Raw genomic sequence first — 22,100 nt, 5'->3', positions numbered from 1 at the left:
ATCGTTTATTTTTTCTTATGAAATGTATCTTCTTCCCATTTTAAAGGATTCTTAAGAATGTAGTTTTCTATATTTTTAAAAGCTTTGTCATTTTTAATGATATGTTCGTAATAATTGCGTTGCCAGATAGATCTAGATAAATCGATATCCGCTAAATTTAATCTTTTTTTATCCTCCGAATCGAATCCCTTTATATCCGTTGGGGCGGATTCCTTTTTATCCTCCGAATCGAATCCTTTTATATCCGTTGGGGCGAATTCCTTATCCGTTGGGGCGAATTGCAATTCGCCCGTACTTAAGAAAGATTCCTTTCTTTTAGAATCGAATTCCTTTTTTTCTTCTAATCTAATTCTTTCTTTAATTTTTTTGGTGCTTGCTCCTTTATAGCCTCTTATAATGGCTCCGATGCTTTGAGATGGCGATGTAAAGGTTCCAATAGTTTCCGATTCTTTTAAAGCGTAATCTATAGAAATAATGGCATGAAAATGATTGGGCATGATGATAAAGGCTCCTAAAGTGCAGTTTTTTCGAATCTCTTCAGTGGCTATCCATTCCTGTGCGGCAATCTTTCCAAATGCATTCAATTGCATTTCTCCGTTCATAATTTCTCCAAATAAATGCTGTCTGTTTTGTACGCAAAGCGTTATAAAGTACAATCCTGCTTGGGCGTAATCGTATCCTTTTAAACGGATAGACCTACGATGGTGTTTCTTAGGATTGTAGTGGTTCATTGTTAAGGTTCTTTAGTGTTAAAACTTCGCTTATTCATTTAGGGGACAGGGGGCTTTTTGTTGTTTTAGGGTTTTCTAATCCCTTTAAGGTGATGGTATTAAATATACGAATGGCTTTTAGCTTACGTTATTATTCTACATGGCTCTTTCTTGATATAAACCTGTTAGTCATGATAAATTTTAATCAAGGTATTGCACTATTCTAAAAGTGATGTAATAGATTCGACTGACAAATCTACTATCTTTATCATTATTCCATTGTACTTGATAGGTCTTTCCGTTCATTTGATCAAGTAATATAAAATTTTAATTCTATATACAATATTGAACAATCTAAAAAGGCTCCCAAAAAGGGAATACAAGTTTTTTTTGGCGGTAGTATCCATTTCAGTTTTTAAAATCTACAAGAACGAATATAACCACTTTCTCACAAAATATCAAATGTGTTTTAGCAGCTAAAAATCCAAAAAAACAAGCAAATTCCACCTCCCTAAAATTGGGTATTTTTTTAACTAGCGTCTTTTTTTGGAAAAATAATAATTATATTAGTAAGGTAAGCGACTCTATTACAGAGTCGTATGGAAACTAAAAAAAAGCATTATGAAAAAAGAAAAAAAGAACACCGTTACATCAGAAGACAATCATTTAGAATTTGATGCCCATTTGTTAGAAAATGAAGTATGGCTTACCACCGAAGAAATTATGGAACATTTGCATGTAAGTAGAAGTACCATTTACAGGTTACGCAAACAACATCACATTCCTAGTTTTAAATTAGGCCGTAGTCCTATGTACCCAAAACACCTGTTAAATAAGTTGTTTTTACAAAAGTCACTTCGCAATATCAAACAATAGGCAGTCGCCCCCCTTGCTGTACCCGCCTTTTTAAAGAATTAGCCATACAAGCACATAAAAAAAAGCGTACTAGCGTATAACATTGGGTATGTTATAGGCTACTACGCCTTAAAAATCTGTGTAAAAGTTGCGTTGGATACGCAAGCCTATTTTTACAGAACTGTAACAGCACCCATATAAGTGCTTATAGCAGCAAAATTGGTGTTTGGTTTGCTAAAAGAAGCCCAAACTTCTACTTCAAAACCCGCCATAAACTCCGGTAAAGTTACCGTTGCTGTGGTGGCATCTCTGTTAGCAACTGTTACATTGCTATAAAACAAATGAAGATCGGGTGCATACACCACTACCATCAATTGATCATTGGCTGTAGCCTTTCCCTGTCCGCTATTGTCTTGCCAGCCAAAAACAAGCGTTTGCGTAGCACCGACAGTTAAAGTACCTGCATCAATACCTCTTAAATCGCCCTTGCTAATCAGTACCTTGGCATAATCCATAGCCATGCCTGTGGGGGAAGACACCACTGCATTTTTAAGATGGTAAGAAGTTGCCAAATTAGAACGCGATTTATCACCCTGTGGACTTCCAAAATAAAGGTTCAATACTTCTACAATAGGACTTAAAAACCTGATGACCGTTTTAAACTTTTCGCGCTGTTCTTCCTGTTTTACTGTAGGCATATAATTACCACGTTGTGGCAAACTACGCATTACATTTTTTCCACGCCAACGCGTACCTACTACGTTACCAACTTTGCCAGAAAATCCGCCAAGAATACCTTTTTCAAATGTAGCCATAATTCTAAAATTTATAGTTAATATACAACGAACATAAAACCTAAGAAGCGAACATCCAAAACCTTGAAACCTGCTGATACATAGTCTCTCAAACTAATGGTTTGCGAGTGGTTTCAACACCAAACAACAACGTCAAGCAACTTTTGACACCCAATGACTACGGTTGCCTTATAATCGTACAAAAACAGCGTTTTTAGGAGGTTTTGTTCGGGTTTTGTTCGGGAGTTCTTCGGGTAACGGAAGGCTGTATGTTTAAAAAATGGAGTTTTTTAGGAGTAAATAGGGGGAAAACTGTAGGGAAGGTCTCTGAAGTGGGTAGCGTAGTCGTAAAACAGGGTCTTCGAACGCCTTGGTATTTGATATTCTAACTATGATTTAATCGTTGGGTCTTTGCTCAGCATAGGCTATCGAACACCGTAATAGCGCTACTAGTTTTCGTATGCATTCAGCTACTTCTCCTGGCTAAGGAACAGCGTAAAACATGCACAAGCATTTTACAATCTATAAAATCCCCTTATTGGTATAGATAATGCGCTAAATTATCTATTATAGGGTACAGAAATAGGAAATAGTTTTACCTTTATAGCGTTTAAAAACTAGCAATCGTATCAGGTTAATACTAGGCTTGGGAAGATCTTTAATTTAACATACGATTTAAAATAAAACTGCATGTACAAGAATAAAAAAATTACTATCGTATCCCATGTACTAGTTTGGCTGTTGCTTTTTTGCCTTCCATACTTATTGTCTTATGGTCAAGAGCAAGAAATCTATAGGCTAATAGCTCATTTTTGGATCCCATTGGTTTTTTCTTTGATGATCTTTTATTTCAATTATTTTGTGCTCATAGACAGGTTTTTATTTCCGAAGAAAATGCTGCCTTTTGTGATTCTAAATGGCTTGATGATTATTTTATTTGTGTTTTTAAAAGAATATATAGAGGATAATTTTTTCCAAGAATTGCTACGAAAAAGCACTCGAAGTGAAAGATCGGTAAGACTTCCTTTTAAAATGGCCATTTACATGCAGCTCTTGTCTTATATGGCACCTTTGTTATTTTCAATAGCCCTAAAAACCACAAAACGTTGGAGTACTATTGAAGCAGAACGAAAAGAAGCAAGCCATTTTAAATTGAAATCGGAATTGCAACATTTGCATTACCAGTTGCAACCACATTTCTTTTTTAATTCACTGAATAATATTTACTCAATGGTAGATGTTTCGCCAGAACAGGCCAAATCGTCCATTCATAGTTTAAGCAAATTGATGCGTTATTTATTGTATGAAACCAATTTAGAAATGGTGCCTTTGGCTAAGGAAATTGATTTTCTTAAAAAATACATCAATTTAATGGCCTTGCGAGTTTCTGATAATACGACTATTCATTCTAGTTTTCCTTTGCAAGAGACAGGAATACAAATTGCCCCTTTGTTATTTGTTTCCCTAATTGAAAATGCGTTTAAACATGGGGTGTCTGCAACAAAACAGAGCCGTATTGATATCTCTATGAGCTGTGAAAACAAACGGGTTCTATTTACCGTTGAAAACAATAATTACCCAAAGAAAACCGATGACAAAAGTGGATCAGGTATTGGTTTGCAAAATTTAGAAAAACGTTTGGAATTATTGTATGCCGATAAATTTAGCTTTACACGGATATTAAAAGACAATCGCTTTTTAGTCACCTTAAAAATTGAAACCAACTAAATTATGAGTTCAATAAAAATTACTTGTGTTATTGTCGATGATGAGCCTATGGCTTTAAATTTAGTAGAAAGCTACGTAGAGAAAACTCCTTTTTTAGAGTTGAAACAAAAATGTAGTAGTGCTATTGAAGCTTTAGCATTTTTAAAAAAGGAACCTGTAGACTTGTTGTTTTTAGATATTCAAATGCCAGACCTAACAGGAATTGAATTTTCTAAAATGCTACCCAAAGAAACACGGGTGGTTTTTACCACAGCTTTTGATCAATATGCCTTAGAAGGATTTAAAGTTGAAGCCTTAGATTATTTATTAAAACCCTTTGATTATGCCGAGTTTTTAGCAGCTGCCAACAAAGCAAATACTTGGTTTTCATTAGTTAAAACAAATCAACAAGAGATTGTTTCCGAAGAAAAAGAATTTCTTTTTGTAAAATCGGAATACAAACAGCTTCGCATTAAATTGGCAGACGTATTGTATTTTGAAGGTTTGAAAGATTATATAAAAATTTGGTTAAAGGATCAGCCAAAACCGATATTGACCTTGATGAGTTTGAAATTTTTACAAGAAGAATTACCAGATTCGCATTTTATGCGTGTACATCGGTCTTTTATAGTTTCGCTAAAAAATGTAGAAGAAATAGAGCGCAGTCAAATAATAATAAACAACCAGCGCATCACGGTTTCTGAACAATACAAAGCCAAATTTTTAGAGTTTGTCAATAAAAACTCGTTGTTAAATTAAGTCTGTAAAATTCTGTTTGGTACAAGTTGGAACTATTTAGAAAATGCTGTATGAAGTATTCATTTGTTCTTCGTTAATATTCCGTAATTTTTCTATATTTAAAATTCCTTTTAAAAAGCTGCTTTTAAACAGCTATCCCAAAAAAAACAGGACTATTTATGAATACATCAGAATTAGCATTGCAAGAACGAATCAAGGAATTGACCTGTCTTTATGAAGTCTCTTCTATTATTGTGAATGCCAATTCCAAAGAGATGATTGATACGATCAGAGCAATTGCAGTGTGTTTAAAAAAAGGTTTTTACGCTCCAAATACGACAGAAATTCTAATTGAAACGCCAAAGGATAGGTATAAAACAGGAAGCATAGCTTCCGAAAAACAAATTTGTTCTGAAATCATTGTCTTTAACAAAGTACAAGGTAAAATTGTCGCTTCTTTATTAGAAAAGGAGGCAAGCTTTTTAAAAGAAGAGCAACCACTTTTGGACAATGTGGCTTTAAAATTAGGAAATCTTTTAGAGCGTATAGAAATTCAAAACAATGAGAGGTCGTTAAAACGGCAAATGGAACATGCAGACCGTTTAGGTATTTTGGGTGAAATTACCGCAGGAATTGCGCATGAACTAAACACACCTTTGGCCAATATTTTAGGTTTTGCCGAATTGTTAAAAGAAGAAACGGAACTATCCAAACACAGTGCGGTAGATTTGGATAAAATTATTTCCAATGCCATATTTTCTCGAGAAGTGGTTAAAAAATTACTGTTTTTTGCCTGTGAAATGCCCAAGGAACTAAAGGAACTAAACGTTGTTCCTATTGTAAAAGAGTCTGTTGCTTTATTGGATGCGACCTTTAAAAAAGCTGAGGTTCGTTATACGTTACATTTAGAAGAAGAGCTGCTTATGCTGCGAGCAGACAAGGTACAAATTACACAAGTTGTGTTTAATTTGGTGATGAATGCCATTTATTTTTCACCTAAAAAAAGTACGGTACATATTGATGTTTTTCAATCAAACAAACACTTGGTACTTAAAGTCGCTGATGAAGGTATAGGCTTGTCGGAAGAAGCTTTGGAAAAAGTATTTCAACCTTTCTTTTCAACAAAACCCACTGGAGATGGTGCCGGATTGGGCTTAAGTGTGGTACATGGCATAGTAGCCGGACATAAAGGAACAATTGTTGCAGAGAATAGAAAAAACAAAGGAGCCGTATTTACCGTAAAATTGCCAAAATTAGATTAAATGAAATTACAAAAGGAAAATATATTAATTGTAGACGATGATATTGATATTTTAGAACTCTTACAACGTCATTTACAATCGTGGAATTACCATACCTACAAAGCGGTTTCGGTAAAAGAAGCGGTGCAAATTTTACGAGACACTAAAATAGATTTGCTAATCACCGATTTAAAAATGCCAGAAATTGACGGTTTTGAATTGATCAAATTTGTTTCGGAGCATTATCCCAAATTGCCTAAATTAATGGTCACGGGCTATCCATCTGTTCAAGATTCCTTGGTCTCCATCAAATCGGGTGTGGTGGCCTATGTAACCAAACCGTTTACCAAAAACGAACTAAAAGTAGCCGTTGATGCTTCCTTGGCACTGAAGCCAGAAAAAGCAGGAATAGACCCTACTAGGTCGGAGGATGCTAAAAAAGCTTATGGAGAAATTATAGGACATTCGGAAAAAATAAACAAGGTCATTCAAATTATTGAGCGTGTAAAAAACAACAAAGCCACTATTTTTGTAAAAGGAGAAAGTGGTACTGGAAAAGAATTGGTAGCACGTGCCATTCACTACCAAGGAAAATTTTCAAGAGCTCCGTTTATTGCGGTAAACTGTGGGGCTATTCCAGAAAATTTATTAGAATCGGAGCTGTTTGGTTATTTAAAAGGAGCTTTTACAGGAGCAGAAAAAAATAGAGAAGGTTTTTTTCAGGCCGCCAATGGGGGAACTATTTTTTTGGATGAAATAGGAAATGCTTCCCAAGCGGTTCAAGCACGTTTGCTGCGTGTACTTCAAGAAAAAGAAGTCGTAAAAGTAGGGGCCACAAAAGCAGAAAAAATAGATGTCCGCATTATTGCCGCGACCAATAGTGATTTGCGAGAATTGATTAAAAAACAAACGTTTAGAGAAGATTTATTCTATCGTTTAACAGTGGTTGAAATTGAAATAGCACCTTTGCGAGAACGAAAAGTAGATATTCCTTTATTGGTCGATAAATTTTTATTCAAATACGGCATTGAATACAAAGATGGATTTGTAAAAATAAGTCCGGAAGCCTTGGCTATTTTAGAACGTTACGACTGGCCAGGAAATATTAGAGAGCTAGAAAACAGCATTCAACGAGCGGTTATTATGTGTAATAAAACGATTGAGGTAGCTGATTTGCCTGAGCATTTAAAATATGCATTGCCAATTTCTTCAGAAAAATTACAGCCTTTAAAAGTGATTGAGAAACAATACATAGAAAAAGTATTGAGGGCTACAGGAAATAACAAAACCAAAGCGGCAGAAATTCTTCAAATAGACCGTAAAACCATTCGACAAAAACTGTTGGAATAGACTTTAAAACTGCTACTTTTTTACCCTAGTGGGGAATTTTACCCCGATACATTTTACAATGGTGTTTTATAAAAACTGCCCGAAGCCCTTTAATTAAAAGGGTTTTTGTGTTTTGTAAACTTTTGAACTATTGTCATGGCACATGTATTGCCTATTGAATGAATGAAAACGAAGTTATCCTTTTAAGCGTTTTCCTTAATTTATTAAAAGTAGAAACTATGAGATACGGAAGTTTGATTTTAGAAAAAAAAGAGTATGTGTATTTAAAGCGAATTTTAAATGTTTCGGGCTATGTGGAAGATCAAGAAATACATAAATCCTTACAACGTTTACACGAAGAAATGAAAACAGCGCATGTATTGGATGAAGAAGAAGTGCCGATGGATGTTGTTCGTTTAAACACCAAAGTGACTGTTACCTCTAACAATGGATGGGAGAGAACCATGCAAGTTGTGATTCCAAAGGACAAAGATTTAAAACAAAATAAAATTTCAATTTTAACACCGATGGGGGCAGCGCTTATTGGTTATTCCAAAGGCGATATTATTGTTTGGGATTTTCCTAGTGGCAAACAACAGCTTACCATTACGCGCGTCAGTCAGGTGCAAACCTATGATTTTATGGACATGGTGGTGTAGTGAATTAGCATGAATTGAAAAAAATACGGTTCCTCGTATAATACTAATAATATTTCTTAGCCCCTACATCGTTGACAACAATTTCAAGACATACCATAGAAAGGCATAGAAAACTGTGCATACAAAAAGATATCAATGAGGCCAATTCTTGGATGTTTTCCATGGAATGTTTCAATACAGAATTAGAGCACTTGTCCATTATTGAAAAACAATTGTTAAGAGATCATTCGGTTTCAAGTGCCCTTTTGACAATTCGAAGAAAAAATGTTTTGTTGATGGCCAATCTTTGTAAATACGAGCAGGAGCTAAAGGTTGAATTTGAGTATGGCGACCATGACTACGATGTAAATAGGTACAAAGTCCACGAACAAAAGCGGATCAATTATTTAAAATTAGTAGAAGAATGTAACGATTTTAAGAATCGGTTTTATCAATTAATAAGTAGGTATCAACGTAAATAATAAGAACATGAAAAAAATTTTAATTCCCACCGATTTTTCACTGAATAGCTATCAAACGATAGACTATGTGACAGAACTTTTTATAAATGAACCTTGTGAATTTTATTTTTTGAATACCTACACCTATGATGTAGCAGGTTTAAATGCTATTGAAATGTTGTTTGCAGACAAAGAATATTTCGACAAGCCTAAAGAAGAATCTTTAGAGCAACTAGGGAAGTTGGTAGAGCGGTACACGCTAAAATCGACACATATAAAACACGAGTTTCATGCCATTTCAGAATGTTTGAATTTGGTAGAAGCCATGAAAAAGTACCTAGAAGAAATAAACATTGATTTGGTGATTTTAACCCGAAAAGCTGTAAAAACCATTGGTAGAAATACAGAGCATATTTTGGAAAACATACGTACGTGTCCCATTTTATTGGTACCACCACATGCTTGTGCTAAAGATGGTGTTTATTTAACCATTGCTTCAGACTTTAAACAAAAGGTAACGACGAATGAAATTAATAAATTTTGTAAAATATTGGCAAACCCTAATTTTAAGATCGGCATTTTGGTGCTGCAAAAACAAAACTCTTTGTCGACTAGAGTGCGCAATAATTTGGAATCCTTTATCAATTATTTAAAAGAAATTTCCAACAATCCTATTGGTTTAGAATACATCCAGCCCTCGTATCGATTAAAAGATTATGCAGGTACACATTTGGATGGTATTATGTGTATTATCGATAAAAAACCAGATTTATTACAAAAAATAGGTCTGTATAAATCGGATATTATTCCAACCCTAGGACAGTTAGCATCAAATACGGTATTAACCATTCATGAATAAATAGGTAGGTATGACAAATCGTAAATTTAATCGCATGATTTTTTTAATCGGAATTGCCATCATTGTCTTGTTATCTTGGTTGGTACCGGTGCCGATTTTTCAATAAAAAAATATAAGGTTTTCAAAAGAGGTACCCTTCCTAAAACCCATTGCATATAAAATGCCCAGTTATTAGAATTAATAAATGGGCATTTTCATTTGCACATGTTTTGCATAGAATAAATTGCTATTTTTACCATAGCGCTAATTAACTAGCTTTACAATTATAGAAATAAAATAGACCATGAGTATAGTAACTTTAACGGTAAATCCTGCCTTAGATAAAAGTGCAAAAATAGATCAAATGGTGCCTGAACAAAAATTAGGTTGTCATGCCATTCAATACCAAGCCGGTGGGGGAGGCGTTAATATTTCCCGAGTGTTGAAGGTGCTAGAGGTAAAAAACAAATGTCTTTTTACTTCCGGAGGAGATACTGGCGAACATTTGAAAAATTTATTAGAAAAAGAAAATATTCCTTTAAAGGAAATTCCTGTAGAAGCTTGGACTCGAGAAAATTTTTCGGTTGTAGACACCAAAACGGAGTTGCAATATCGGTTTGGAATGCCAGGAAATGGACTTACGGTTACAGAAATTGACTTGATCAAAAGGATTATAGATGAGGAAGTCACTGAAAATTCTATTTTGGTGTTGAGTGGGAGCTTGTCAGAACATATGCCTTTAGATTTGTATGTACAGTTGATTCAACAAGTGGCAGGTAAAAATGTAAAAATTATTGTAGACACTTCTGGAAAAGCTTTGTTGGAAACGATTAAAGAACCTGTTTATTTAATCAAACCCAATCAGCAAGAATTGGCAAAAATGGTAGGAAAAGAATTTTTATCTAAAAAGGAACAAGAAGCAGCGGCCATGCAATTGGTGCATGCTAAAACAGCCACCTATGTGGTAGTCTCTATGGGGGCTCGTGGGGCTTTTTTAGCTTCTGCTGAAGGCATCGTTTATAGAAATACACCTTCTATTAAAGTAAAAAGTACCATTGGTGCGGGTGACAGTATGGTGGCAGGAATGGTGTTCGCCATTCAACAAAATCTTACACCCGAAGAAATATTAAAATGGGGGGTTGTTTGTGGTTCTGCAACAACCATGAGTGAAGGAACAAATTTGGCATCTGCTGAAGATATTCAAGAAATACTCCGATTGATCGGCTAGTTTTTTTGGATTTCTATTTTTAAAGAATAGGTATATTTTGAAGGCCCATCCAAACTAGGATGGGCTTTTTTTGTTAAAAAAGTTAGTTGTTCTGTTTTTATAAGGGCTTGAAATTTCTTTCCCTAATTAATTTGGGGTGCCGACTAATTTTTTGATTGTATCCACAAACTTAATTCCTATTCAGGCATTTCAGTGTTTAAGTTTGAGTGAATTATAAAAGTGATTTTTAAGACTGGCTAGAAACAGTTATTTCTTTGTTGTTGGTATAGGTGTTTTAAAAACAGGTATTTATACTCGAGTTTAAATGTGTTTGAAACAGTAGCTTTAGTGTTTTCTAAAAACAAATATTGGCAAACTAAAAACTTGAAATAGCAAAATCCGTTTGTCAACTCGCATAAATAATTCTTAAGATATATACATTACTAATCTATAAAAATTAAAAATGTCCTATTTAAACACCCCAAGACTTACTTTTTCAGGAAGGTTTCAGTCAGATGTTTCTACTGTAAACAATGACCCAAATCATTTTAACAATGCAACGTTTCAGTCTAGTTTTCAAGACTATCAAGATGAAAAAAACGCCAACGGTTGGTGGAACCCCGACGGTACAGGAAATTTTCGCCTCATCGATTTAAGCATTCAAAGCGTCACTTATTTAGATGGTTCTTCTACCAAAGATCCAAAAGTGGACCCTATAATTGGAATGAGTATTATGGATACCGACAGTCGTGTGGCGGGTAAAATGGTCGATTTAGATTCACAACAACAAATGGTTTCTGAAATTTGGGGACTGATAGTTCGAATAGGTATTGGCGATACCACTTTTGTAAAAGGGGATTATGAAGTTGCTGCTTTTACAAATATTTGGTTCAATAGATCTACCGACAAATCACGAGACGCTGCTGCTGCGGCAACCTACCAATCGGTTATAAAAAATTTAGAATGGAGCATTGAAAATTCAGGTTCTCGCTATTTAAAGGAATTAAAAGAAACAAGTCCTGAAAACTTATCGATTCAGTTTACGGTAGATCGTTATAATGGCGACCATACCTCGCCAGAATTTACTTTGGGTAGAATGGTTGGCGCTATCGGGCCGGTATTTGCAGAAGAACCCGTTCATCATATAAAAGGGCGTCAACTATTTAAACAAGTTTCCACGGTAAATTATGCCATGGCCATTGTGGATGATAAATTGAAAAAAGTAGTTTTGAATTTGTCCAATTCTTTGCAGTTTGGCATCGCAGCACAAAAACCTTTGGATATTATAGATGCCGAAGGAAAACCAGAAAAAATAGCGACAGCAACTGTAGGGATTATAGAAACCGCCAATTTAACCTTGGCCATAAACACAGGAACTAATGAAAACCCTGACTATACTTATTTAGGTAGAATTAATTACGATGCGCCCGGTTGGTACGAACAAGATGCTGGAATTTGCACATTCGATCTATCCGATGAAAATTATGCCTCGGTACAAGAAAATCCATTGGTGATTTTAGATTACAAAGCTTCTCAAAACAATGTTTTTGGATTGAATGAAAATATAACGCCAATGTGGCAAGAGCAAGTCAACTATGTAGTTGCTGATACCTATGTGTTTCGTATGAATCCAAATGAAAAAGCCACGGTAAATTTTTATGCCACACGTTTTGGCAAACCATTGGCCAATACCTCAATTATTTCTCAATTCGATACGGCAAATTTATTACAAGCGCCAGACAATCCTATTTTAGGCGTTCCTTTAGGAGCTTTAAAATATAAAGCAGCAGTTACCACCGATGCTGAAGGAATAGCCAGTATGGAATTGCTAGCGTCCGATCCAAAGAATCCACGTGTTTTTATTGATGGGCAATTGTATGCAATTACGTATAATTTGGAAGGGGAGTTTTTTGCCGATTGCAATCCCTCAAATTTTATTAGTGTTTTAGTTTTTGATTCCGTTGACCCAAAAATAATAGCCAAGCCAACTTGGTCTGATTTACAACCCACCATGCAATTGTTTTCCAATTTGTACCCAATCATGTCCAAAGGAGTCTTTAAGCTGGCCAATCAAGAAGTAGTAGACGGACACGCTGAAATGTTGAAATTTGTCTTTGCAAAAGAAGTAACAGACCCCAATTATATGCCGGTGACTAGAGATCTTTCAAAAGACAAACAACAAATGATTTTAAATTATTTGGACGCTATTCTAAAAGAACAAAAAGCAAACGCATAACTCATTCATACCCTATTTAAAAATTATGATTTTACTTAAAAGTATACAAATAGATTCTCTTGCAGGATTAAGAAATGCGGTACAAACAGCTATTGTATTAGAGCATGCAACCATTCCTCCTTATTTAACAGCCATGTTTTCATTGGCCAATACGGAAAACACAAAAATAGCTGGATTGATTCATTCGGTCGTTATTGAAGAAATGTTACACCTTACCATTGCCTGTAACTTATTGAATGCCATAGGAGGGAAACCTGTTTTAAACAAACCGAATTTTGTTCCAACCTACCCAGGACCCTTGCCTGGAGGCGTAGAAAATGGCTTGATAGTCCCGATTGCTAAGTTTTCTAAAAACTTGGTAAAAAATGTTTTTATGGTCATTGAAGAACCTGAAGCGCCAATTGATATAAAATTAGGAAAAAGTGCGAATGCTTTTGCAGATTTGACTTCGAAATTGAAAGCAAGAATAGAAGAATTACAAGGAAAAGAAAATTTAACCATTGGTGAATATTACGAATACCTAACACTTTTGTTAGAACTATTTGAAATAACCGCACAGCTAAAAGGAGAAACTGTTTTTACTGGCGCTATAGAAAATCAGGTTGTAGATAACAATTGGTTTCCAGCAAATGAATTGTTCGCCATCACAGATTTAGATTCGGCTAAAAAGGCCATTGCAATTATTGTAGACCAAGGAGAAGGTACTTCCACAGATCCATTTATAGAAAGTGAAGATGAAGGAGCAGGCGAACATGAACCTGCCCATTATTATCGATTCGAAGAAATTTACAAAGGAAAAGAATTGGTAATAGACCCGAGTGCAGAAGTGGGGTATTCGTATTCTGGGGCAGTCATTCCGTTCTTTCCTGAACAGGTGCCAAATATGAAAGAAAATCCGAAAATGAGTGATTATCCGCCCAATTCGTTGGCTTATTTGAACAGTAAATTGTTCAATTACAATTACACCAATCTTTTAAATAGTTTGCATGAAACCTTTAATGGTGCGCCAGCTAAACTGAGCAACGCCATGGGGTCTATGTATGCCTTACGACTTTATGCCTTGAAGTTAATGGCTTTGCCAGCGCCTATGAGCCCCGGTTTTGTAGCGGGTCCAAGTTATGAGTATGTAAGCAAAGGAGATTTGACAGAAAAAGAAGTCAGTACTTTAGAAGCGAACAAAGTGAAACGTTAAATGTATATGGAAATAGCATTCGGCATATCGATCAGAAAAAGGACGAACTTAGTTGGGCTGTAAATCTTCAAAGAAAAGCACTTACTAGGAACACTATTTTTTTTGATTTTAACCGTTGTTCAGTATATGTTTTAAGTAGAATAAAAACTATTTTTGCTTCTTTATAAAAATAAAATATATTTCATGAAAAAAATCACATTATCAATCGCTCTAATTATTTCAATGGCTAGCTGTGATTCTCTTAAAAACGTAAATACAGCAAGTGTTGTAAATGCGGCAACTTTGTTGGGTTCTATGAGTTCAAATTCAACAGTGCAACAAATCACAAGTCTTTTTAGTCTATTAGATACAAATAAAGACAATGCTATTAGCTCTTCGGAAGCGATAGGTTCTGTGGCAGAGAATTTTAATATTTTAGATAAAGACAAGAGTTCTGAGTTGAATTTATCAGAGCTACAAGGCTTATTAGGTTTGTTAAAGTAATAAACAAAGCATTACAAAAAAAGGAGTAAACTGTTTAAAGTTTACTCCTTTTTTATTTTATAGAATTCATTAAAAAATGGAATGACCTAAACATTCACCGTTTTGGCAAACTCCATAAAATAAGATTCGAGTTCTCTTAATTTTGGCGGTGTTTTTTGAGTATACAAAACATACTGACATTTTGAAATACTTTGTGTAATAGAAAGAATGGTTGCATAGGCTGGTTTTTTATCGAGGAACTCTGCATCATCAATACTAAATATTTTCAAAGATGCAGTACTAATTCCATTTAGCAAAAACAATTTATTAATAGCTTGTGGTGTAGCGATTAGGATATCGGTACCTTCAAAAATTTCTGATTTTTGCAAATCCACATGAATTTTTTCATGAGCCACATAAACACGCAACGAATTGTATCGTGTATAGGCTAAAAAAGTATCATACAATTCCAAGGCTTTTTCTCTTGTTTCTACAATAACAATAGCTCTGGGTGCAGTACCAACGGCTTCACATTTTAATTTTTGCAAAGTAGTCAATACTAGGGTTGTTGTTTTTCCGCTACCAGCTGCTGCAGAACAGTATACATTGGCGCCACTTTTAATAACAGGTATGCTACTGATTTGAAACGCAGTAGGAGTGCTAATTTCTAGAGATTCTAATCTCTCTTTTATATCAGCATGTAATTTTTTAAAAGGCATCGGAAATGTAGACATAATTGTAGCTCGTAATATAGATATTGATATTGATTGAGGCAAATATACTACCTAGAAACGAATTAACAGAGAAGGAAATCTCTTTTTCTATGCCTAGGAAAATTAGTGTAGATTTTCCATACTTTGAAATATTATGGACGCACTAAAATTACCAAATAATAGAATTATTTATCGCTTAACGAAACGACATTTGCTGTTTCTATTTTTGACAATTCTTTTAATTTTCCAGCTTCATACAAAGCACCTAATTCTTTTAAGGGAGTACCTAGTTCCGCTTTGTAGTTGCTATAATCTTGAAAGGTAATTCCTTCAACAACACGTCGGTTATAAGCGCTTCTAAAACGAACACCACCACCGTTTACTTTGTAATTGTAAGCCAGATAATCTATTTTATGAGTTTCTGTGTTGATCCAATAATGAAACTGATCGTCAAAATCTTCACCACCACCTTCTTGCTGAAACGTAATTCCTAAGATCTCGTAATTTTTATCGTGAATAGTCGTCGTTCCAATATAAGTTTTTAGTACGGAAGCATCTTTTAATTTATGAGGAAGCGTGGCAAAATAAATCACTGAATTGATAGCTCCTGTCGCACTTTTTAGTTCTTTATCGTTTAGGTCAATCACTTCATTATTAAGGGTTCTCGTCAATTGACCATTTTTAAGCAGATCTTGCGTTACTATTTTTTCCTTGTTAGACGTTTTTATGTATTCGTAGTTGTTGAAATCATTTTTAAATTGATAACTATTTTCTCTAAAATCAAAAGAAAAGTGTGCCGTTTCATACAATTCTCCACCATGAGCTTCTATAGTTTTTTGCGCTAGTAATTCTGCTTTTGAAAGTGGAATAGCTTTTGAACTTATTTCTTTTTTAGGAGAAGTTTCTGTTTTGTTTTTTTTTGAAGTACAGGCTACAAGGGCTGTTAAGCAAAGTAGGACTCCTATAGTTTTTTGTAAACGCATTTTATTTTTTGTAATTAATTGTTCTAGGTCTTTTGACGGTATGATCTACATAAACTTTCACCGTTATTTGAGGAAATTTTATGTAGAGTTCGTCCATTAAAAGGACTCTTTGTTAACGGGGAAATGTGTAGGCAGCTCAAAAATTTCTAAATTAAAATAAGGGACTGCTGCAATAACATGATCAAAAATATCGGCCATGATGTATTCATAATTCTCCCAACGTTTGTCGCTACTAAACGTATAAATTTCTAAAGGAATTCCTTGTGGACTAGGCGCTAATTGTCGCACCATAATCATCATATCTTTATTAGTGGCGGAATGATTTTCGATATAGGTTTCAATATACTTTCTAAAAACGCCAATATTGGTCAAGTTTCTACCGTTTAAAAGCAATTCTTTATTGATGTTGTTTTTTGTGTTGTAGGCATCAATATCTGCTTGTCGAGTTTCTAAATAATTAGTGATTGAACTAATTTTTTTCAATTGTTCCACTTCTTCATTGACCAAATAATGAATACTATTTAGTTTGATATGCAGTGCTCTTTTGATGCGTCTTCCCCCAGAATTTTCCATGCCTCTCCAGTTTTTAAACGAATCGGAGATGAGGGCATAGGTTGGAATTGTGGTAATGGTTTTGTCGAAATTTTGAACCTTTACAGTTGATAAATTGATTTCAGTGACGTCTCCATCAGCCCCATATTTCTCAAAAGTAATCCAATCGCCAATACGCACCATGTCGTTAATAGAGACTTGTATACTGGCTACAAAACCGAGGATGGTATCCTTAAAAACTAAAATAATAACTGCCGAAGCTGCACCAATGGTGGTGATAAATTTGATAAATTCGATACCGGTAACAATGGCAAAAACAGACAGTAAGCCTAGTACCCAAGCAAAAATCATAAATACTTGTATATAACTATCTACAGGTTTGTCACGTAAATTGGGAATGGTTTTGAAATAATCTTTCAAGGTATTTAATAAGCTTCGAACTATCCAAAGAATAAGAATGATGGCAAAAGCTTGCAATCCTTTTTCAACAATATTTTCAAAATAAGGAAAGTCGATAAATACATAAGGAATCAGTTCTAAAACAACAAAGAGCGGAATGATATGCGCCATGTTTCGAGGTGCTTGATTTTTGACCAATAAATTATCGAAATTGGTTTTAGATTTGATGGCAAAACGTGAAAATAATTCTAAGATTATTTTTCGGATGACAAAATCGATAAAAAAGGCAAGTACAAAAAGTAGGATCAACAAAGTGATCATATTGGTGTATTTAGCGGTGACTTCTGTGAATCCGCTGTCGACTAAATAATCGTATAAAATGTGTTGTTTAAGCATAGGAGTTCTGTTTTAAAAAAATCGAATTGAAGTATTCAGAAGTTTTTAACTGACCCCAAAAATAGGATACTTTGAGGCAATAGAAGGTTCAATCTCGTTAAATTTCTGTTAGATGTTGTATGGGCGTTTGTATATAATTGCCTTTAATTGGAAAGCCAATGAATACTAATTTTAAGAAATATAAAAAAGCAAAATGAATCGTAGCATGACGGTAATTTATTCGTAGGTAAAATCTCTTTTTTTAAGCATATTAATCGTTTAATTTTTAGCCTTAGGTTTTTACTTTTTGTTAACTTTGTGAAAGTCCTATAAAATGGAGCTAAAATGAGTTTCATTTTAATTCTGAGGTGAAAAATAGAAGTTTAAAGACGAAATGAAGGATAAAAACACGCGACAACTTGCCGTAATTATGTTTACCGATATTGTTGGCTATACGGCTTTAATGCAGGCAAATGAAAAATTGGCTGCAAAGTCGAGAGCAAGGCATCGTGAAGTTTTTGAACAGTTGCACCAAAAGCACCTAGGAGAAATTATACAGTATTATGGCGATGGTACTTTAAGTGTTTTCAAAAGTGTGATCGAGGCTGTGAACTGTGCCATTTCTATTCAAGAATGTTTGCAAAAAGGACTTACAGTTCCGCTGAGAATAGGTCTTCATTTAGGAGATATTGTTTTTGACGCTACTGAAGTCTATGGCGATGCTGTAAATTTTGCTTCTCGTATTGAAAATTTAGGTACAGCGGGTTCTATACTTTTGTCGAAAAAAATAAATGATGAATTAAAAAATCAGGAAACGATTTCAACCACTTCGTTGGGGGTTTTTGAATTTAAAAACATAGACAAACCTGCTGAAGTATTTGCCATTTCAAATAAGGGTATTAAAATTCCTACCATAGTTGATGTAAAAAGAAAACAAAAAAAACTTGAGAATACCATTGCAGTATTGCCTTTTGTGAATTTAAGCGATAGTACAGAAAACGAGTATTTTAGTGATGGAATTACAGAAGAAATTATCAATGCACTGGCTAAAATTAAAAATCTAAAGGTCACTTCGCGTACGTCTTCTTTTTTTTTCAAGGGAAAAAATTTACCCATCCCTGAAATTGGTGCAGAATTAGGGGTTTCTTCTATTTTGGAAGGAAGTGTTCGCTTGGCTGGCAATGCCATTCGTATTACTGCGCAGTTGATACAAGTGGAAGAAGATTATCATTTTTGGTCAGATACTTGGGATCGAAAGCTGGAAAATGTTTTTGAAATTCAAGATGAAGTAAGTTTGTTAATTGCTGATAAATTGCGGGAGCATTTTGGGCATTTAGAATTTGAAGAATCCTTGGTAAGCAAACCAACAGCAGATGTCAATGCCTATGGTTATTGTTTAAAAGCTAAATTTCATGAAAACAAGTGGAATCCGGAGGACACAAATACGGCTATTGCATTGTACGAAAAAGCTTTAGAACTAGACCCGAAGTATGCGGATGCACATTTAGGATTGGCAAATTGCATTAGTTTTTTAGGTACTATTTCCTTTATTCCATTTGAAGAAGCTTGGCAAAAAACGAGTATGCACACCAATAAGGCTTTGGAATTAAATGGGCAGTCTTCAGGAGTGCATTATCAATTATCAAATCAAGCTTTTTTTATTGAATGTGATTATGCCAAGTCCTTGTTAGAAATGAAAAAGGCAATCGAAATCAATCCTAACAATGCCGAAGCCCAGCAATTCATCTCTTTTTTATATATAATTGCCGGTGAAAAAGAAAAATCTAGACAGCATTTAGATATCGCTTGGAGCATCAATCCTTTGTCGGAAGAAACCTTATTTTTCAAGGCTTATTTCCATTATATGCTTGAAGATTATGAATATTCGTTACAATTATTAAATAAATGTTTGGAAGGCAACGATAAAAGTATTCCTGCACATTCAGTAAAAGCCATTTGTTTACTGAAATTAAATAGATATGAGGAGGCCATTCATTATTTTGATGCCTTACCGGCTGAAGTAGTTGTTGAAGGTGATAGAATAGGAATTATAGCTATGGGCTATGCTTTAAAAGAAGATTCGAAAAATGAAAGGCTGTATACAGAAAAATTAAAATCTCTAGCGGCTAAAACAGAAGGCTTTACAGCAGAAGCGAACCTTTTTATGCAATATGCTGCCATTGGAGAAAATGACAAAGCGTTTGCCTGGGTAGAAAAAGCGTTAGCCAATAAGTCCTCTTTACTACTTTTAAAATATTCAGACCCTTTGGTAAATTCTTTAAAGAAGGATCCTCGTTATGATGCATTTCAAAAAATAATTTATAAAACGGAGGGAACAAAAATAAAATCGAAGAAAAAAACGCAATTACTAACAACCAAACAATCGGAGGCCTATGCCGATAAATTGTTGAACTATTTGTTGGAAGATCGAGCTTTTTTAAATGCAGATTTATCGTTGCGTGAATTGGCTAATAATATTGAAATGCACCCGAACAATCTTTCTTGGTTGCTGAATAATTTTTTTGGAAAAAACTACAATGAATTTATCAATGCCTATAGAGTTGAAGAATTTAAACGCAAAGTAAAAGAACCCAAAAATGCGGATTTAACCATAGAGGGCTTAGCTTATGAAAGTGGATTTAATTCAAAAACAGTTTTTAACAGCTATTTCAAAAAAGAAACAGGACTTACGCCCAAACAATTTTTAAAACAACACAACTAATTTAATATGGGATTCTTCTTTTTTTGTACGGAATTATAATTCCGTGCTTTCTTGTGCGTATTTAGCACCTTTATTTGCACTTCGTAAAATATATTTGCAGTGTTAAAAATAACGAATCGTACAGAACAATGAAGGAGCATAAGCATACAACAACAGTACTTGTACTTGGCGCTAGTGGAGCCACGGGTAAACATTTAGTTCAGCAATTGTTAAACAAGGGGCATAAAGTGAAAGCCATTGTTAGAAGTCCTGAAAAGTTACCTGAATCTTGGAAAAACAATCCTCATTTACAACTAATTACAGCCAGTGTTTTAGATCTAAGTGCTGCTGAAATGCAAGGTCATGCACAAGGATGTGAAGCCATTGCGTCTTGTTTAGGGCATACCTTGTCATGGAAGGGCGTTTATGGGCATCCAAGAAAATTGGTAACCGATGTGGCACGTAGATTTTGTGAAGCGATTATAGCCAATAATCCAAGTCGACCAGTTAAATACGTGTTAATGAATACCACAGGAAATAGCAATCGTGATTTGAATGAACCTATTTCTTTGGCTCAAAAATGTGTCATCGGATTGCTTCGGTTGTTGTTGCCTCCGCATGTTGATAATGAAAAAGCAGCCGATTATTTACGGACACAAATTGGTCAAAACCACAAAAGTATAGAATGGGTTGCTGTGCGGCCAGATGGCTTAATAAATGAAGATACGGTATCAGCTTATGAAATACATGCTTCCCCCATAAGAAGTGCCATTTTTGACGCGGGTAAAGTCAGCCGAATTAATGTAGGGCATTTTATGGCTAGCCTTATTTCAAAAAATGATTTGTGGACAAAGTGGAAAGGGCAGATGCCTGTAATTTATAGCAAATACGCTTCAGCAACTAGGTGAGCTATACTAATTTGGCAGAAATGATTACTCAAAAATTAACAAAAGACTTTCAGTGTACATTGAAAGAATTGAAGTATTTAAAATTTCAAGAACAAAACGATGGCTATAGGGTAAGCTTAATAGATGAAAAAGGATACGCTATTTTATATGGATATGGTGCTTCGCATGTGGAAGCCCTGAACGATTTACACAATAACTTAATTTAAATAATTTAGAACTCTTAAGAATGAAAATAACAATCTTCACAAAACAGTTTCAAATGGCATTTGGAAGCTGTTCCTCTCCATAAATGCATACTGCTGCAAGAAGCCTGTAACTTACTCGTCATAGAAAATTCTATTGTTAATTTTTCGCTAACTTTCGTTTTTTTTGACACCTATTATAATTTTCTAACCTTAGTTACAAAGCAAAATAAACAGCATGGATTCTTTTAAAAACAACGTAAAAAATATTATAAATGAAGTTTGTCCAATTTCTGAATTAGCATTTGAAGCCATTGAAAAATATTTGGAATTTGAAAGCTATGCAAAAGGAGCAGACTTTATTTCGTTAAATAAAGAAAACGACAAAGAATATTTTATGTTAAAGGGCATTTGTAAAAGTTATTTGATAAACCCAGAAGGAGATGAAATTACGATATCTTTTTATGTAGAAAATTCGATTTTATCACCACATTCTATAAGAACTTCAAATATGAAGGCAAATCAATATTTTAAAGCATTGACAAATGTGGAATTAGCAAGTATAAATGCCAGTAAGTTTGAAGCGCTAATGATTGAGAATTTAGAAATAAGAAATTTTGGAAATGTTGTATTACAAAAGGAACTGCTTTCAAAAGTAGATAAAGAAATAGGATTGGCTTCCCTTTCGGCAAAAGATCGTTTGTTGAAATTTAGAAGAAAGTACAAAATGTTAGAAAATCTGATTCCACACGGAGCTATTGCTTCTTATTTAGGGATTACAAATGTTTCATTAAGCCGACTGAGAAAAGAGTAGGGTATCGTTGCTTTTTATCAATTGTTAATGGACAGGTTTTAGATCCGTACTACTTTTGAATTTTG

At 34.5% G+C, this 22,100-nt stretch carries 21 protein-coding genes; 16 read left to right on the top strand and 5 right to left on the bottom strand.

Annotated features, from left to right (window positions below; translation table 11 throughout):
* Positions 1-5: 5 nt before the first annotated feature.
* On the bottom strand, positions 6-731 hold the full coding sequence (locus tag FGM02_RS08760) for a transposase (protein ID WP_139957988.1): 726 nt from the start codon (positions 729-731) through the stop codon (positions 6-8).
* A 600-nt stretch (positions 732-1,331) separates the two neighbouring features.
* Here FGM02_RS08760 and FGM02_RS08755 point away from each other — a divergent pair.
* Positions 1,332-1,586, top strand: coding sequence for a helix-turn-helix domain-containing protein (locus FGM02_RS08755; protein ID WP_139957987.1), 255 nt, complete (start codon positions 1,332-1,334; stop codon positions 1,584-1,586).
* Between the two features lie 152 nt (positions 1,587-1,738).
* Here the strand turns inward: FGM02_RS08755 and FGM02_RS08750 are convergent, their stop codons facing one another.
* The gene (locus tag FGM02_RS08750; protein WP_139957986.1) at positions 1,739-2,380 is read right to left on the bottom strand and encodes a DUF6266 family protein; all 642 of its coding nucleotides are present in this window, start codon (positions 2,378-2,380) and stop codon (positions 1,739-1,741) included.
* A 669-nt stretch (positions 2,381-3,049) separates the two neighbouring features.
* On the opposite strand from FGM02_RS08750, the gene FGM02_RS08745 reads away from it, so the two are divergent.
* The 11 genes from FGM02_RS08745 to FGM02_RS08695 all read left to right on the top strand — a co-directional run bounded on the left by FGM02_RS08745 (position 3,050) and on the right by FGM02_RS08695 (position 14,429).
* On the top strand, positions 3,050-4,087 hold the full coding sequence (locus tag FGM02_RS08745) for a sensor histidine kinase (RefSeq protein WP_139957985.1): 1,038 nt from the start codon (positions 3,050-3,052) through the stop codon (positions 4,085-4,087).
* 3 nt (positions 4,088-4,090) lie between these two features.
* Positions 4,091-4,825 (top strand): LytR/AlgR family response regulator transcription factor, encoded by a 735-nt coding sequence (locus tag FGM02_RS08740; protein WP_208021492.1) that lies wholly within the window; start codon positions 4,091-4,093, stop codon positions 4,823-4,825.
* Between the two features lie 158 nt (positions 4,826-4,983).
* Complete coding sequence (locus FGM02_RS08735) at positions 4,984-6,066, top strand: sensor histidine kinase (protein WP_139957984.1); 1,083 nt, start codon at positions 4,984-4,986, stop codon at positions 6,064-6,066.
* On the top strand, positions 6,067-7,395 hold the full coding sequence (locus tag FGM02_RS08730) for a sigma-54-dependent transcriptional regulator (protein WP_139957983.1): 1,329 nt from the start codon (positions 6,067-6,069) through the stop codon (positions 7,393-7,395).
* A gap of 218 nt (positions 7,396-7,613) precedes the next feature.
* Entirely contained in the window at positions 7,614-8,033 is a 420-nt protein-coding gene (locus FGM02_RS08725; RefSeq protein WP_139957982.1) for a GreA/GreB family elongation factor, read from the top strand.
* 71 nt (positions 8,034-8,104) lie between these two features.
* A complete protein-coding gene (locus FGM02_RS08720; RefSeq protein ID WP_139957981.1) occupies positions 8,105-8,494 on the top strand; it encodes a hypothetical protein in 390 nt (129 codons plus the stop codon).
* Between the two features lie 7 nt (positions 8,495-8,501).
* Positions 8,502-9,332: a universal stress protein gene (locus FGM02_RS08715; RefSeq protein WP_139957980.1), complete on the top strand. Its 831-nt coding sequence runs from the start codon at positions 8,502-8,504 to the stop codon at positions 9,330-9,332.
* 283 nt (positions 9,333-9,615) lie between these two features.
* Positions 9,616-10,539, top strand: a complete 924-nt coding sequence (locus tag FGM02_RS08710) for a 1-phosphofructokinase family hexose kinase (protein WP_139957979.1) — start codon at positions 9,616-9,618, stop codon at positions 10,537-10,539.
* A 442-nt stretch (positions 10,540-10,981) separates the two neighbouring features.
* On the top strand, positions 10,982-12,754 hold the full coding sequence (locus tag FGM02_RS08705; RefSeq protein ID WP_139957978.1) for a hypothetical protein: 1,773 nt from the start codon (positions 10,982-10,984) through the stop codon (positions 12,752-12,754).
* A gap of 25 nt (positions 12,755-12,779) precedes the next feature.
* Entirely contained in the window at positions 12,780-13,946 is a 1,167-nt protein-coding gene (locus tag FGM02_RS08700; RefSeq protein ID WP_139957977.1) for a ferritin-like domain-containing protein, read from the top strand.
* 183 nt (positions 13,947-14,129) lie between these two features.
* Positions 14,130-14,429 (top strand): hypothetical protein, encoded by a 300-nt coding sequence (locus FGM02_RS08695; protein ID WP_139957976.1) that lies wholly within the window; start codon positions 14,130-14,132, stop codon positions 14,427-14,429.
* Positions 14,430-14,515: 86 nt separating this feature from the next.
* Here the strand turns inward: FGM02_RS08695 and FGM02_RS08690 are convergent, their stop codons facing one another.
* The 3 genes from FGM02_RS08690 to FGM02_RS08680 form a co-directional block, all read right to left on the bottom strand.
* A complete protein-coding gene (locus FGM02_RS08690) occupies positions 14,516-15,142 on the bottom strand; it encodes a DEAD/DEAH box helicase (RefSeq protein WP_243739381.1) in 627 nt (208 codons plus the stop codon).
* A gap of 164 nt (positions 15,143-15,306) precedes the next feature.
* Complete coding sequence (locus tag FGM02_RS08685) at positions 15,307-16,104, bottom strand: DUF6503 family protein (protein WP_139957975.1); 798 nt, start codon at positions 16,102-16,104, stop codon at positions 15,307-15,309.
* A gap of 96 nt (positions 16,105-16,200) precedes the next feature.
* Positions 16,201-17,451, bottom strand: coding sequence for a mechanosensitive ion channel family protein (locus tag FGM02_RS08680; protein WP_139957974.1), 1,251 nt, complete (start codon positions 17,449-17,451; stop codon positions 16,201-16,203).
* A gap of 373 nt (positions 17,452-17,824) precedes the next feature.
* Here FGM02_RS08680 and FGM02_RS08675 point away from each other — a divergent pair, with 373 nt between their 5' ends.
* The 4 genes from FGM02_RS08675 to FGM02_RS08660 all read left to right on the top strand — a co-directional run bounded on the left by FGM02_RS08675 (position 17,825) and on the right by FGM02_RS08660 (position 22,035).
* The gene (locus tag FGM02_RS08675; RefSeq protein ID WP_139957973.1) at positions 17,825-20,152 is read left to right on the top strand and encodes a tetratricopeptide repeat protein; all 2,328 of its coding nucleotides are present in this window, start codon (positions 17,825-17,827) and stop codon (positions 20,150-20,152) included.
* A 128-nt stretch (positions 20,153-20,280) separates the two neighbouring features.
* Positions 20,281-21,039 carry an NAD(P)-dependent oxidoreductase gene (locus tag FGM02_RS08670; protein ID WP_139957972.1) on the top strand — a complete coding sequence of 253 codons (759 nt, stop codon included), beginning with the start codon at positions 20,281-20,283 and terminating at the stop codon, positions 21,037-21,039.
* 20 nt (positions 21,040-21,059) lie between these two features.
* Complete coding sequence (locus FGM02_RS08665) at positions 21,060-21,245, top strand: hypothetical protein (protein ID WP_139957971.1); 186 nt, start codon at positions 21,060-21,062, stop codon at positions 21,243-21,245.
* Between the two features lie 214 nt (positions 21,246-21,459).
* Complete coding sequence (locus FGM02_RS08660) at positions 21,460-22,035, top strand: Crp/Fnr family transcriptional regulator (protein ID WP_139957970.1); 576 nt, start codon at positions 21,460-21,462, stop codon at positions 22,033-22,035.
* The last annotated feature ends 65 nt before the right edge of the window (positions 22,036-22,100 follow it).

This window comes from Flavicella sediminum, assembly GCF_006381105.1.
Lineage (GTDB): Bacteria > Bacteroidota > Bacteroidia > Flavobacteriales > Flavobacteriaceae > Flavicella > Flavicella sediminum.
Note: the sequence above shows the minus strand (reverse complement) of the source record. Positions and strands in the feature narration are given on the sequence as shown.

Bases quoted from the DNA above. Each gene is read 5' to 3' on its own strand.
- FGM02_RS08760 (WP_139957988.1), bottom strand. From the start codon at position 731: ATGAACCACTACAATCCTAAGAAACACCATCGTAGGTCTATCCGTTTA.
- FGM02_RS08755 (WP_139957987.1), top strand. From the start codon at position 1,332: ATGAAAAAAGAAAAAAAGAACACCGTTACATCAGAAGACAATCATTTA.
- FGM02_RS08750 (WP_139957986.1), bottom strand. From the start codon at position 2,380: ATGGCTACATTTGAAAAAGGTATTCTTGGCGGATTTTCTGGCAAAGTT.
- FGM02_RS08745 (WP_139957985.1), top strand. From the start codon at position 3,050: ATGTACAAGAATAAAAAAATTACTATCGTATCCCATGTACTAGTTTGG.
- FGM02_RS08740 (WP_208021492.1), top strand. From the start codon at position 4,091: ATGAGTTCAATAAAAATTACTTGTGTTATTGTCGATGATGAGCCTATG.
- FGM02_RS08735 (WP_139957984.1), top strand. From the start codon at position 4,984: ATGAATACATCAGAATTAGCATTGCAAGAACGAATCAAGGAATTGACC.
- FGM02_RS08730 (WP_139957983.1), top strand. From the start codon at position 6,067: ATGAAATTACAAAAGGAAAATATATTAATTGTAGACGATGATATTGAT.
- FGM02_RS08725 (WP_139957982.1), top strand. From the start codon at position 7,614: ATGAGATACGGAAGTTTGATTTTAGAAAAAAAAGAGTATGTGTATTTA.
- FGM02_RS08715 (WP_139957980.1), top strand. From the start codon at position 8,502: ATGAAAAAAATTTTAATTCCCACCGATTTTTCACTGAATAGCTATCAA.
- FGM02_RS08710 (WP_139957979.1), top strand. From the start codon at position 9,616: ATGAGTATAGTAACTTTAACGGTAAATCCTGCCTTAGATAAAAGTGCA.
- FGM02_RS08705 (WP_139957978.1), top strand. From the start codon at position 10,982: ATGTCCTATTTAAACACCCCAAGACTTACTTTTTCAGGAAGGTTTCAG.
- FGM02_RS08700 (WP_139957977.1), top strand. From the start codon at position 12,780: ATGATTTTACTTAAAAGTATACAAATAGATTCTCTTGCAGGATTAAGA.
- FGM02_RS08695 (WP_139957976.1), top strand. From the start codon at position 14,130: ATGAAAAAAATCACATTATCAATCGCTCTAATTATTTCAATGGCTAGC.
- FGM02_RS08690 (WP_243739381.1), bottom strand. From the start codon at position 15,142: ATGTCTACATTTCCGATGCCTTTTAAAAAATTACATGCTGATATAAAA.
- FGM02_RS08685 (WP_139957975.1), bottom strand. From the start codon at position 16,104: ATGCGTTTACAAAAAACTATAGGAGTCCTACTTTGCTTAACAGCCCTT.
- FGM02_RS08680 (WP_139957974.1), bottom strand. From the start codon at position 17,451: ATGCTTAAACAACACATTTTATACGATTATTTAGTCGACAGCGGATTC.
- FGM02_RS08675 (WP_139957973.1), top strand. From the start codon at position 17,825: ATGAAGGATAAAAACACGCGACAACTTGCCGTAATTATGTTTACCGAT.
- FGM02_RS08670 (WP_139957972.1), top strand. From the start codon at position 20,281: ATGAAGGAGCATAAGCATACAACAACAGTACTTGTACTTGGCGCTAGT.
- FGM02_RS08665 (WP_139957971.1), top strand. From the start codon at position 21,060: ATGATTACTCAAAAATTAACAAAAGACTTTCAGTGTACATTGAAAGAA.
- FGM02_RS08660 (WP_139957970.1), top strand. From the start codon at position 21,460: ATGGATTCTTTTAAAAACAACGTAAAAAATATTATAAATGAAGTTTGT.